General features: G+C 27.6%; 13 protein-coding genes. 2 read left to right on the top strand and 11 right to left on the bottom strand.

Going from position 1 to position 12,461, the window contains the following annotated elements:
- Positions 1-28: 28 nt before the first annotated feature.
- The gene (locus tag ACFYH6_RS06220; RefSeq protein WP_316342862.1) at positions 29-262 is read right to left on the bottom strand and encodes a gamma-glutamyl-gamma-aminobutyrate hydrolase family protein; all 234 of its coding nucleotides are present in this window, start codon (positions 260-262) and stop codon (positions 29-31) included.
- 154 nt (positions 263-416) lie between these two features.
- On the opposite strand from ACFYH6_RS06220, the gene ACFYH6_RS06215 reads away from it, so the two are divergent.
- The gene (locus ACFYH6_RS06215; protein ID WP_416178841.1) at positions 417-845 is read left to right on the top strand and encodes a hypothetical protein; all 429 of its coding nucleotides are present in this window, start codon (positions 417-419) and stop codon (positions 843-845) included.
- Positions 846-881: 36 nt separating this feature from the next.
- Here ACFYH6_RS06215 and ACFYH6_RS06210 read toward each other — a convergent pair whose 3' ends face one another.
- The 3 genes from ACFYH6_RS06210 to ACFYH6_RS06200 all read right to left on the bottom strand — a co-directional run bounded on the left by ACFYH6_RS06210 (position 882) and on the right by ACFYH6_RS06200 (position 4,691).
- Positions 882-3,071: an alpha-galactosidase gene (locus tag ACFYH6_RS06210; protein WP_416178842.1), complete on the bottom strand. Its 2,190-nt coding sequence runs from the start codon at positions 3,069-3,071 to the stop codon at positions 882-884.
- A gap of 170 nt (positions 3,072-3,241) precedes the next feature.
- Entirely contained in the window at positions 3,242-4,093 is an 852-nt protein-coding gene (locus tag ACFYH6_RS06205; protein WP_416178843.1) for a DegV family protein, read from the bottom strand.
- A gap of 127 nt (positions 4,094-4,220) precedes the next feature.
- On the bottom strand, positions 4,221-4,691 hold the full coding sequence (locus ACFYH6_RS06200; RefSeq protein WP_316342866.1) for a L,D-transpeptidase: 471 nt from the start codon (positions 4,689-4,691) through the stop codon (positions 4,221-4,223).
- 297 nt (positions 4,692-4,988) lie between these two features.
- Between ACFYH6_RS06200 and ACFYH6_RS06195 the strand changes: the two genes are divergently transcribed.
- Entirely contained in the window at positions 4,989-5,540 is a 552-nt protein-coding gene (locus ACFYH6_RS06195) for a 50S ribosomal protein L25 (protein ID WP_316342867.1), read from the top strand.
- Between the two features lie 143 nt (positions 5,541-5,683).
- On the opposite strand, the gene rpsD is transcribed toward ACFYH6_RS06195, so the two are convergent.
- From rpsD to ACFYH6_RS06160, 7 genes are all read right to left on the bottom strand, one after another.
- On the bottom strand, positions 5,684-6,277 hold the full coding sequence (rpsD, locus tag ACFYH6_RS06190; protein WP_316342868.1) for a 30S ribosomal protein S4: 594 nt from the start codon (positions 6,275-6,277) through the stop codon (positions 5,684-5,686).
- 251 nt (positions 6,278-6,528) lie between these two features.
- Positions 6,529-7,749 (bottom strand): 6-phosphofructokinase, encoded by a 1,221-nt coding sequence (locus tag ACFYH6_RS06185; RefSeq protein ID WP_316342869.1) that lies wholly within the window; start codon positions 7,747-7,749, stop codon positions 6,529-6,531.
- Between the two features lie 32 nt (positions 7,750-7,781).
- Positions 7,782-8,435, bottom strand: a complete 654-nt coding sequence (locus ACFYH6_RS06180) for a bifunctional 4-hydroxy-2-oxoglutarate aldolase/2-dehydro-3-deoxy-phosphogluconate aldolase (protein ID WP_316342870.1) — start codon at positions 8,433-8,435, stop codon at positions 7,782-7,784.
- A complete protein-coding gene (locus tag ACFYH6_RS06175; RefSeq protein ID WP_316342871.1) occupies positions 8,436-9,527 on the bottom strand; it encodes a PTS fructose transporter subunit IIC in 1,092 nt (363 codons plus the stop codon).
- Positions 9,528-9,542: 15 nt separating this feature from the next.
- Positions 9,543-9,851, bottom strand: a complete 309-nt coding sequence (locus ACFYH6_RS06170) for a PTS fructose transporter subunit IIB (protein ID WP_316342872.1) — start codon at positions 9,849-9,851, stop codon at positions 9,543-9,545.
- 12 nt (positions 9,852-9,863) lie between these two features.
- Positions 9,864-10,322 (bottom strand): PTS sugar transporter subunit IIA, encoded by a 459-nt coding sequence (locus ACFYH6_RS06165; RefSeq protein WP_316342873.1) that lies wholly within the window; start codon positions 10,320-10,322, stop codon positions 9,864-9,866.
- 2 nt (positions 10,323-10,324) lie between these two features.
- Positions 10,325-12,298 carry a BglG family transcription antiterminator gene (locus ACFYH6_RS06160; protein WP_316342874.1) on the bottom strand — a complete coding sequence of 658 codons (1,974 nt, stop codon included), beginning with the start codon at positions 12,296-12,298 and terminating at the stop codon, positions 10,325-10,327.
- Positions 12,299-12,461 lie beyond the last annotated feature (163 nt).

The following is a 12,461-nucleotide window of genomic DNA, read 5'->3' as shown; positions in this document are numbered from 1 at the left end:
CATTCAACGAAAGTATTTTTCTGTAAATTTATATGCAGCTATCTATAAAAGCTTTAAATATAGAGAATTGAATTTTAAAATCCTTATATAATAGTTCTGGATGCCACTGAACTCCTAATACAAATTTTTTATTTTTTAAATAAATACTTTCTATAAGTCCATCATCAGTTATAGCCCCCACTTCTAAATATACTAGTAGCATCCAAATACTATCTTTTTTATCATCAAATAATGCAGTGACTGCTACTATTGGTTTCTTCATAAAAATCTCTCCCTTTGTAAATATTGACTTAATATATTAGTATGAAGTATCTATATTGAAATTTAATATAAAATATATTCAAATGTTAAATTTAACAATACTACAAATTTTTTCATATAATATTTAGAAACATTGGAAGGAGTTATATGGTATCTTGGACAATGAAGAATTCAAAGAGTATATGGAAGAATATATAAGAGAGCTAGATTTAGAGACAGAAAGATTAGAAATTTTAGGTGCCTCTTTAAATGCACTTGGATACTTAATAATTTGCTACGGTGCTAAAATTGATATTTATGACATAATTACCAATAATGAGATAGATATAACTTCTGCTGAAGTTACTTTATTTGGACAACTTGTGGTAGTAATAGGATACTCTATCCTGTGGGTTGTTTCTAGACGAAGAATATATTCTAGAATACTAAGAAATGAATATTTAGATGAAAATAACTTTATTCCCTCATTTAAAAAACTTGAAACTGGTTATATTCTAAGTGTATTTGCAAACTTACTAAGACTAGAAGCTTTTTATGAAATTCTACTAAACCGTGAAGTAAATAGAGAAGATAATTTTGAATAGTCTAACACTATAATAAATAATGTTAGACTATCTTTTTTATATTGCTTTATAATATATTAACTTTCCTTTGAAATCTCCATAAAGACCTATTAAGTTTATACCTGCATTCATTAAAGCAGCTCCTGACAACACGTCCCCGGTTTCTTTATTTTCGTATAATTTTTCATTATCTAATCCTTTTAATTTTATTCTTCTGCTATGATAGTTAGGTCTGCCTAAAACTTGAATACAAGTTACTAAAACCTCATCCTTCTCCTTAGATACTACTTGCCATGCATCAAACTCATGATTTTCAGAGTAATTATTTAATCTATAATAATCCCCTCTTCTAATCAAATCATTATATTTATGATATAATTCTACTTGTGTAGGAATCATTTTTCTATCTTCTTCAGGTATTTTAGTTACATCAAGCTCATAACCAAATGTACCAGCTAACGCCACATAACCTCTAGTTTCAAAAGGTGTAGTTCTTCCCACTGTATGATTTGGACAATCACTAACATGAGCTCCTATAGCAGAAAGTGGATATACCATTGATGTTCCTTCTTGTATTTTTAATCTTTCAATTGCATCAGTATCATCTGAACACCAAATTTGAGGACTATAATATAACATTCCTGGATCAAATCGTGCACCACCGCCAGAACAATTTTCAAGCAATATATTTGGAAAATCCTTCGTGAATCTATCCATCATATCATATACACCTAAAACATATCTGTGGAGTAATTCCCCTTGATGTTCTTTATCTAATGCATAACTTCCTAAATCGGATAATTGTCTATTCATATCCCATTTAACATATCTTATATTAGCACCAGATATAACTTTCTTTATCGTATTATATATATAATCAACTATTTCTTTTCTAGAAAAATCTAATACATATTGCTCTCTACAAAGTGCTGCCTTTCTTCCTGGAATCTGAATATACCAATCTGGATGTTCTCTAAATAAATTTGAATTCTCAGATATCATCTCTGGTTCAATCCATATTCCAAATTCCATTCCAAGTTTATTAACTTCATCTACTAAATATTTGAGTCCACCATTTATTTTATCTTCATTTACAAACCAATCTCCTAGGGATGAATTATCAGCATTACGCTTTCCAAACCATCCATCATCCATAACTAACATTTCAATTCCTAGAGAGGATGCTTCTTTTGCTATATCAAGTAACTTTTCAGTATTAAAATCAAAATAAGTTGCTTCCCAATTATTAATTAAAATAGGTCTCTTTTTATCTTTATATTTACCTCTTATCAAATGATTTCTATAAAAATCATGATAAGTTCTTGACATCTTACCTATTCCTTCATCAGAATATACCATAACTACCTCAGGGGCTATAAACTCATCATTTTTATCAAGAACCCACCTGAAATCCTCTGGATTTATTCCCATTACAACTCTAGTAGTATTATATTGATTTACTTCTGCTTCAGCTATGAAGTTTCCTGAATATACAAAGTTAAATCCATATACATTCCCATAATCATCTGTAGACTTTTTATCTAATATTGCTATAAAGGGATTATGTTGATGGCTTGATTCTCCTCTTATGCTACCTATTCCTTGTTTTCCATAACCTATTGCTTTTCTTTCTATATGTCTTTCTCTAGCCCATGCCCCATTTAAAGTTATCATATCATAATCTACTCCCTCAAGAGTAACAGAAGTAGATAACACTTTGTCTAAAATAATTCTCTCTTCACTTAAATTTTTAACTTTTACAGCTCTAGTAATTACATCTAATTCTTCAAAAACACAATAGATTAACTTAACCTCTATATTTAGAAGTTTATCTATACAAGTAACTTCAAGGCTAGTACATTCATTATCCTTTCCAAAAGTACTAGGAAGGCTATATAGTTCTTTTTTCCCCTTATAAATGTTATAGGACTGATATTCAAGCTTAATGTATGAATGTCCATCTCTATCTAAAACCTTTATTGCAGATTCTCTAAAATCCCCTATTCCATGGCTTGGATATTCAAAGGGGAAACTATCATAAAACACTACTCTATCCCTATTATTTTTAGATGGAACAAAAGGTGATTCTTCTGTCCTCATTAAATAATTTAAATCTTCATCTAATAATTTTTTTCCAAAATATACGTGTCCTAAGAAATTCTCATCATCTACTATTGAAATAACATATGATGTATTTTTAGAATCTAATTTAAAGCTTCTATTTTTCTCAATATATTTAATTCCCATTTCTATACCTCCAACTGTAAATTACCTTTTAATTATACAATTATAAAAAATAAACCTTAAAGGTTTTCATTAATTTCTGATTTATTTAGTTAATCTTACATATATAATACTTATTTTTTATAAAAAAGCACAGTATTATAATTAAATACTGTGCTTAGGCTTACTAATATTTATTTTAATTCTTCATGCTTTTTTATTACTTGTATTGATATACAGCTTGGCCCACCTTGAGTAATAAAAACAGGTCCTAGTTCTTTTATTTCTATGTCAGCATCTTTTATAGCATTAGAAATTATTTCTTTACCTTCTATTGCTAACTCTAAGTCTTCTGCATGTGATATATAAATTTTATAATTAGAATCCACATTATTTTCAATTAAATTTCCCACTATTTTTTTTACTGCTTTTTTAAAGGAACGTGTAGCCGAAAATTTAACAAGAGACTTTGAATCTTCAGCAAGAGTCATAATAGGAACTAGGCTTATCATACTTCCTATCTTTCCTACTATTGAAGATATTCTTCCACCTCTTACTAAGAAATCAAAATCACGAGGTATTAAAAATGATTTTGATGTTTCAATTAATTTGTTAATCTCGTTAATTATGCTTTCTTTATTATATCCTTTATCTACGAGTTTCGCAGCTACATCTACTAGATATCTTTCAGGTCCACATAAAGTTTTAGAATTAATTACTTCTATTCTATCTGGATTAATTGCCATTTCCTTAGCCATACATGCTGAATTATATGTTCCAGATAATCCATCAGCCATAGAAATATTAATTATCTCATCCTCTGGATACTTATTATATAAGTCTACAACATATCCTATAGGAGGTTGTGAAGATTTAGGAATATGTCCCTCTTTAATTAATTTTACAAATTCTTTTGAATTAATCTCTTCATACTCCATATAAGTTCTATCATTAATAGTAACAACTAAAGGTGCAATATCTACATTATTTGCTTGTCCTTCACTAATTGAATAAAGTGTGGAAGAGTCTGATAAAATTCTAATCATCTTTTGTCTCCAATTTCATATTAATCTATAAAAAATATACTTTTTACATTTTCAGATTATCATGTGAAAATATTAGTGTCAATAATATTTTGTAAACATTTAATTTAAATTGTATTATTAAGTCTATTTAACTAATATAAACCTTTGTTCCTTCTGGTATATTGTCGTAAATCCACTTTGCATTAACTTTTTCTAATCTTACACATCCATCTGATAAAGCCATTCCTAGTCTTCCATCTCTTACACTTCCATCTAAGTTATATAATATGGAGTGAAATAAATAATTTCCTTTAAATTGTGTATAATACCAGCATTTATATCCCTTTTCTACTCCAAAGTATAATCCTTTTATACCTACTGTATAAGTTCCTTTTGGAGTTGGAGTTGATTTCTTACCTATAGTACACAAATAACTATGGAGAAGTCTCCAATTATTTTTTGAACCTGTAAAAATATTAACCTTAAAATTTTTTAAATCAATCCAAATAAAATACTTAGTATTACTTGAAAATCCACTTGTATTTACAAACTTTGTTGAATTTTCAATATCTCCTCCTTCGCCTCTAAATAATGAAATAAACTTATTAACAATTTTCATCTTGTCACCTCAATATAATCAATTACAAATTTATATTATGCTTAAGTAATGAAAATTTCTAAAGAATAATCCATATTTACTTATTTAATCTAATTTAATGTATTGTAATTTCCACGATTTGCTTTTTAAGTGTATTTAATATACAATATATTAATATAATACAATACATTAATATAAAGGAAGGTGATGCATATGTGGGGCTTTTAAATTAAGCTCTATAGACTTTATTATCACACTTATCTTAACTTTATAGAGCTTAATCATTAATAATAAAGTTATTTAAGGAGGTATATTAAAATGTCAGACTTAACCTTTAAGGTATATGATAGAAATGTAAAAGAAAACAAAAATAGATTAAGAAAAGCTGGTGAAATACCTGGTATTATTTATGGTGAATTTCTTAATAAAAATATTCCAATAAAAATCTCTGATGCAGAACTTACAAGAATGTTTAAACTAAATAATAGTGGTTCTATAATAGAGATTTCACTTGAAAATAAAAAAATAAATTGTGTTGTTAAAGAAGTACAAAAAAATGAAAAAAATGAGGTTCTTCATGTAGATTTTCAATATGTTAAACCTAATGAAATAATTAAAATGAGGATTCCTATCAAATTTATCGGACAAGATATTTTAGAAGGAAAACGTCTTACTTTAGAAACACATGCTTTGTATATAGATTTACAAGGTAATGTAGAAAAAATCCCAGAATTTATTGAATTAGATGCTTCTGATTTACAACTAGATGATAAGATTTTTATTAAGGATATTGATATTCCAGAGGATGTAACTGTATCAAATGATCCAGAAACTTTATTAGCTGTAGTAAGTAGTCAATATTTTAGTTAAATTATTTATATAAATTTAAAAGGATGATTCTATTTTAGAATCATCCTTTTTGTAATTAAACGGGTTTACTACATACTGCACTACATAGTATTGGCAAAATATACTTTAATTTAAAGAAGATATAAGATTTATACTAGAAAAAGCTATCTTGAATAGAATTCCACTATTAGATTTTCATTTATTTGTATAGGTAGTTCTTCTCTTAATGGATATCTTAAATATATAGCCTTATATTCATCTAAATTAGACTGAATATATGGTAAAACATTTGTGTGGTTACTTATATTTTCAGTATAATTCACTGATTTTCTAGATGATTCTTTCAAAGAAATTTCTGAACCTGGTTCTACTTTATAAGATGGAATATCTATTTTCTTTCCATTTACTAAAATATGACCATGGTTAACCATTTGTCTTGCTGCTCTTATTGAGTTTGCAAAACCCATTCTATAAACTAGATTATCTAATCTTGATTCTAATCTAATTAATAATGCTTCACCTGTTGTTCCTTCTTTAACTTTAAAAGCATCTTCAACATATTTTCTAAATTGTTTTTCTAGAACTCCATAATAAGCTCTTAATCTTTGTTTTTCTAAAAGTCTTATTCCATATTCAGATAATTTTTTATCTGCTCTACTTGTTCCCCTTGTAGCTCTGTCCATAGCTTTAGGGTGTCCTGAGACATTTAATCCAAGCCTTCTGCATTCCTTAAATCTTGGACTTCTTTTTCTAGCCATTGCTTTCCTCCTCTTTTAAATTAAATTATGTTTAAATAGTATCATAATTTATATTTAATTGAAAATGATTATCATTATTATTTATAGTCATTTAATTAAAATATATTCTAAATTCTTTATTTTTCTATTTAATTTGTAGCATTACTCTTTTTTTCTTTTTTATTGATAAAAACAAAAAGTTTTATAGATTAAACCTATAAAACTTTTTATAATAATATTAATTTTAATTACTACATTAAATATTATAATCTTTAATATAATGCTATATGTTTTGGAATTCCATTAACATATTCTATTATTACCTCTCCTTGTATAAGAGGTAATAAATACTCAATCATTTTATCCTCAACGTAATTACCTTTTTCATTTATCCAATCTAATGGTACTTTCTTTTCTTTATTGGCTATTTTATTAATAGGAACTGATGTTAATTCTATTTTATATGGATTATTTCCTTTTCGAATTAAACTAACCATTACTCCTGTATATCCATCCATGGCACATTGACAAGCCTTCATTCCAAGTAACTTAGATTCATCTATATCAGTTTTACTTAGAATATGACCACTACATCTCTGCATTAAATTTAATTCAATAGCTCTTACCTTGCACCCTATTTCTTTTCTAACCAATTCTTCTAATATTCTTCCTACACCTGCAATATATTTATGTCCAAAGGAATCTATTATATTACTTTGAACTTCTTCAGATACATAATTACCATTTTTGTATTTCAATCCTTCACTTACAGCAACTAAAACATTTGACTTTTCCTTAAGTTTTTCTCTTATATCTTGTATAAACTTTTCTGGCTCAAATTCTCTTTCACATAAGTATATAAGACTTGGACCTCCACCATTAATTTGCCTGCTTAATACAGATGAAGCTGTAAGCCAACCTACATTTCTTCCCATTACCTCTACAATAGTTACTGAATCTTTATCATAAACTCTTGTATCACATTCTAATTCTGCAAAAGTAGTGGCTATATATTTCGCTGCTGAACCAAATCCAGGACAATGATCTATTCCTAACAAATCATTATCTATAGTCTTTGGTGCTCCCACTATTTTAATATCTTCTATAAAATTATTCTTACAATACTCAGATATTTTATTAACTGTGTCCATAGAATCATTTCCACCAATATAAACAAAATATCCTATATTATATTTTCTAAAAATATTAATAATGCTATTTATCACTTCACTATTACTATCATTAATTTTATATCTACATGAACCTAGTGCAGAAGATGGTGTATTACTAAGAATCTCCATATCTTTAGTATCCTTAATTTTTTCTGTCAAATCTATTAATTTTTCTTTTAACACACCTTCAATTCCATTTATAGCTCCATATACTTTATCTATTACATCTTTCTTCGTTAATGCATAAGTTAATACACCTACTAAAGTTGAATTAATTGCTGCTGTAGGTCCACCAGATTGTGCTACTAAAAGATTTTTCATTTCAACCCCTCTCTTCTGCATTAATATCTGAACTAATTTTTGCTAGCTATTTCTACTAATTCTTTAGCATGATTAGTTAATACTTCAAATTCTCCAGCTTCTATCATTTTTTTATTTGTAATATAATTACTTATTCCAGCACCTACAAAACCTAATTTTAAAAATTCCCCTAAATTATCTGGTGTAACACCAGCAGTTGCTATAAATTTAACATTATTTATTGGTCCCATTAAATCTTTAGCATAATTTAAACCTAAAGTTCCTGCTGGAAATAATTTTACAAAGTCTGCCCCAGCATGATGCGCCTCTAAAATTTCACTTGGTGTCATGGCTCCAGGAATAGTAACTAAATCCAAATCATTTGCTATTTTTAATATTTCAATATCAGCATTAGGAGAAAGTATATACTCAGCACCTGCACTCTTTGCTGCAAAAACTTGTGCGGGTTTAACTACTGTACCAGCTCCAACCTTGATTTTCTCCCCAAATTTAGAACTTAATATTTTTATCGCTTCAGCTGTCTTTTCTATACAATCTACATCATTTTGATCAAATGTAACTTCAACTAACTTAACGCCGCCCTCATATAATGATTCAACTAATTTTACTAGTTTTTCTCCATAAATTCCTCTACATATAGCTATTATCTTATTCTCTTCAATAAATTTAATTACATCTTTTTTCATTTAAACACCTTCTACAACCTTTTTAGATTTTTTATCAATTTTATTATTTTCGGCTGTCTCTATATTTGGCTTTAATAAACCTAACATTATAGCAGTAACTATTGAGCCTATTATTATTGCAGCTATAAACCATAATTTTTGTTCAACAACTGGTAAAACTATAAATCCACCATGTGGAACGTAACATTTTACGCCTCCAATTGCTCCTATAATTGCACCAACTGATGCTCCAGTCATAGTTGATGGAATTACCCTCTTAAAATCACCTACTGCAAATGGTATTGCACCTTCAGTAATACCTATACATCCCATAATTCCAGCAGCTAATCCTGCATCTCTATCTCCTTGAGTAAATTTATTCTTAAATATTCTTGTTGCTAAGAATATTCCTATTGGTGGAATTGCAACAGTTATACGGAACATACCATTTGGTTCATAAACACCTTCATTCATTAATGCCAATGTAAACATTGATACTGCTTTGGTTACTGGTCCTCCCATATCAAATGCATTCATACATCCAATACAAATAGCTAGAAGAACTTTATTAGTTCCATTCATATTTCCTAAGAAAACTGTTAAATTATTCATTAATGCTGCTAATGGTTCAGCAATTAAGTATATATAAACAACTCCAATTACAAATACTGCAATAGTTGGAATAATTAAGATAGGCATTATAGTTTTAATTGTTTTTGGAACCTTAAAACTCTTAATCCATTTAACTAAATATCCAGCTACTATTCCAAGGACCATAGCTCCTAAAAAACCTGATTTTGCTCCACTTTCCCCTATTGGATTATTAGCTAAATATCCTAGAATCATACCTGGGGCTAATCCTGGCTTTCCTGCAATTGAATATGCTATATATCCTGATAATATAGGAATCATCATTGCAAAAGCTGCTTTACCTAATACATTAATATTAGACATAAATTGATTAGTTATAGTAATTCCACCTTCAGCTTTTTCTCCTGTTGCAAGAGAAATAGCTAGCATTAATCCTCCTGCTACAACTGCTGGCATCATGAAAGAAACACCACTTAAAAGAGCTTTTTGTATTTCCTTAAATATCTTTTTCCCCTTATCCATATAATTTTTCCTCCCCTATTCAACTAATTTTTCTGCTTTGTCTATAACCTCAGATGTTTTTGATATTGCATCGTTTACATCAATGTTCAAAATTAGCTTGTCCTCGAAACGTTCTTCCCCTTCTACCATTACTGCAACAGCCATAATAACTATATCTGCTTCGTCTACTTCCTCTTGACTTAATTCATTCTCAATTCCGATACTTCCTTGAGTTTCTATTTTTACATCATACCCTCTTCTTCTACATTCTCTTTCTAAAGCCTCTTGTGCCATATATGTGTGTGCTACTCCTGTTGGACATGCAGTTACTCCTACTACTTTCATTTTTATTTCCTCCTATTTCTCTAATAAAATATTTTTTGCTATTTCATTTAGCATTTCATATATTTTTTCTTTATCATTACATATCAATTCTTCTCTAAATTCTTCATCCATTAACTTTCTACTTATTTGCGCTAAAATTTTTAAATGCAAAGTGTCTTTTTTACTTTCTGGAACTCCTAATAAAAATACTAATCTAACTTTTTCCTTCTGATCTTTCTCCCATTCTATTTCTTCTTTACATCTAAAAAAACCTATAAATGCTCTATTTACGGCTGATGATTTTCCATGGGGAATGCTCACTCCGTATCCTACAGCTGTGGAGAATTCACTTTCTCTCTTTTTTACTGCATCTATATACTCATTTAGATTAGAGATATATCCTGCCTTTAAAGCTTTTTTAGCTAATACTTCTATAATTTCATCTCTAGTCTTTAATTCTGAATCTAAAACAATTAATTCTTTATTTATCAACCTTAGACACCCCCTAACTCATCAAATATTTCTTTCTTATTCTTACCTAAGAATATTTCTTTCACTCTTTCCTTTGATTCTACAATGTCATATACTTCAGATAATATATTTTTTACATTTTTTATGTCTTTCTCTGAAATACAAATTAAAATAATAGTATTTATAGCTTTTCCACTCCACTTTATATTCTTATCTAAAGTCATAATTCCAATTACGCTATGCTTCACAGTTGAAGGTAAAGCATGAGGTATAGCCACTGCTGAATCTAAAGAAGTTGATCCAAGTTTTTCTCTTTCCATTATGGATTCTTTAAATCCACTATATACTAAATCTTTTTTTATAACAGCATCTATCATATATGATAAGCAATCTTCCTTTTTATCAAATTTACAATTTGTAAAAATTAAACTTTCATCCATCAAATTATTTATATATTTATATTTCTTCTTTTTCTCCATATAAGAAAACTTAGATTTCTTAGTATCTATAAATATATCTGTATAAATTTGAGATATGTTTTTTAAATCTTCATTAGATACTAAAGGTGATACATAAATAACAGGCTTGTCCTCTATATCTAATTGAACAGAAGAAATAATCAAATCAACATTATCAATTCTATTCTCATAAATTTTTCTTATAGGAACCACTTCTATAATATCTTTAGATGGTAAAAATCTTTTTATTTTATTTGCAATTAACTCCGATGATCCAATACCAGTTGGACAAACAATTAGTATTTTCTTAACTTGAGCATTCCTATCTATAGCAGCTTGAAAATGAACCATAATAAATGCTACTTCGTCTTCATTTAATACAATATCGAGTTTCTCAGATATTTTAGACATAACATACCATGTTGCATTAAAAGTTACTGAATACTGTTCCTTTATTTCCCTTAGTAATGGGTTCTCAATCATTATCCCAATATGAAGTCTATAAACCATTGGTACTATATGAAATAAAAGCCCTTCATAAAGTTTTTTATCACCTTTTAGATTAACATTCATTATCTGGCTCATTTCTGATATAGCTTCTTTTACTACATTTTCATACTTCTTAGTTTGTTTTTCATTACTAATCTTAGGACTTATGCAATGTGCTATTAATTGTTTATTTAAATAATCAACATCTTCATTATTAATACTAATTTTAAATTTAGTTGATATGCTCTCCAATGTACTCTTAGCTATGAAGTATGTTTCTAAAGATTTTATTTCTTCAAATATAAAATTCTTCTTAAATTTAATATGATGATTTTTACTTAATCTAAATACAAAGATTATTAAAGTTATTGTTAAAGATTTTAAATAATAATATGTTAATGAAATATTTAATGTTTTTTCAAAATTTGCTACTTCCTCAAATATGATATCTACTAATTCCTCAGGATATATTGGCTTTAATATTTTAGGCCCATGCTTTAAAAAATCTTTTTCATTTTCAATACTTTTTTTGCTAAGCAAATCTTCTGTATATAACTTTAATGTATATTGTATCTGCTCTTCGCTACCTATTATTCTTGTTCCCTTTTTATCTGATTTTATTAATACAGTTTTGTTATTTAAAAAAGATTCTATAGCTTCCATATCCTTAGATATTGATGTTTTGCTAACCCAGAAGTATTCAGAAAGCTTTTGATATGAAATTGTTTCTTCATTAACTAACAACATTTTTAAAATATCAAGTTGTCTTTCTTCAGAACTATATACATTTTCAATGTTAATTTTATTATTTAAGATTTTAATTACTTTTATTATATTTTCAGTATCGCCAGTAAGTTTTATACCTACTCTAGGTTTCTTTTCTATTGTTACTTTGAAATCTTTTAAATTGTCATTTATTATTTCTATGTCAGTATATATTGTTCGAGGTGATACTTTTATAGATGATGCGTAATATTTCATAGTTTTATAATCAACTTCGTTTATTATCATCTTTATTAAATCTTTTTGTCTAGAATTAAGATTTAACATTTTTATACCCTCCTTAAACTAAAAAAGTACTTTTCTTATGATTATACTTTAGCACTTTTCTTATAATGAATAAATAACAACTAATTGCAACAATAATGTCGCAATTTGCAAACTAAACCTTTACATACCTATTTTTACTACTTATTATATTTAATAAACAAAA

Source organism: Clostridium sp. HCS.1 (genome assembly GCF_047900555.1).
GTDB lineage: Bacteria > Bacillota > Clostridia > Clostridiales > Clostridiaceae > Clostridium.
This window is presented reverse-complemented; position numbering and strand designations above follow the sequence as displayed.